Origin of the sequence: Williamsia herbipolensis, from assembly GCF_000964005.1 — a bacterium.
In the GTDB taxonomy this organism is placed as follows: domain Bacteria; phylum Actinomycetota; class Actinomycetes; order Mycobacteriales; family Mycobacteriaceae; genus Williamsia_A; species Williamsia_A herbipolensis.
On sequence record NZ_JXYP01000050.1, the window covers coordinates 1 to 1,103 of the forward strand.

Annotated in this window: 1 protein-coding gene; it reads right to left on the reverse strand. The window is 66.3% G+C overall.

Annotation, left to right across the window (positions count from 1 at the left end; genetic code table 11):
- The coding region (locus TU34_RS22095) for an IS481 family transposase (RefSeq protein WP_045825091.1) at positions 1 to 982 on the reverse strand (982 nt) is incomplete at its 3' end.
- Positions 983 to 1,103: the final 121 nt, after the last annotated feature.

Below are 1,103 nucleotides of genomic sequence, written 5' to 3' on the forward strand. Positions count from 1 at the left end.
TGTACTGACCCGACAGGTTGGTCAAACGGGTGATGGGTGGCTTGTTGCTGCAGGCGGTGTGGGGTCGGTGGTGATTGTATTCGTGGATCCATCCGCTCAGAGCGGCGCGCCGTTCGGCTTCGGAGGTGTAGGCGCGGGCATAGCCCCAGCCGTCGGCGAGGGTGCGGTGGAATCGTTCGACTTTGCCGTTGGTCTGGGGCCGGCGGGGCCGGGTCTTGGTGTGCCTGATCGACAACTCGGCACAGGTCTCGCGCCACAGGTGTGAGATGTAGGGCGAACCGTTGTCGGAAAGCACCCGCTCGACGGTGATACTGCGCTCGGCGAACCATGCCACCGCACGGATGAGGACCGCGGTGGCGGTGGCGGCGGTCTCATCGTCGTGGACTTCGGCGTAGGCGACCCGGGAATGATCGTCAATTACGCTGTGTACGAACGCATGTCCCATCTTCGGGTTGCGATGTCTGTTCCTGGGTTTGTTCGGAGTCGCGGCTCGGTTACGCCGCCCCTGGGTGCGACCGACGAATCGCCACCCGCCGCCGTCGGGGATGTTGCCGAACTTCTTGACATCGACGTGCAGCATCGCGCCGGGATGGTCGTGTTCGTAGCGGCGGACCGGTTCACCGGTCGCCCGGTCGACGTGGGCGAGCCGGTTGAGTCGGCATCGCACCAGGACGCGGTGTGCGGTGGCCGGCGCTACCCCGCTCGCCGCGGCCAGCTGCACCGGCCCGAGACGTTTACGCAGGCGCAGCGACACGATTCGCCGGGTGGTCGCCAGCTCAGTCTTGGCGGGCATCGAGTGCGGGCGCGAGGTCCGATCGGACATCGGTTCACCAGCGGCATACCGGCGCGCCCACCGCGCGACCGTCGGCCAGGAACACTGGAACCGGGCGGCGACCTCACTGATCGGGACGTGCTGGTCGACGACAAGCTGAGCGACCCGTAACCGGGCACGAGGAGTCAGAGCGGCATTAGCGTGGGACACGAGGGCCTCCTGAGGGACGAGCGGATACCTAGGCAGTTCCACTCCACCGCAGGAGGCCCTCCCGCGTCATCACTCAGATTGACGTGTCACAGCCACTCGACCAACGTCTCGGGTCAGTACA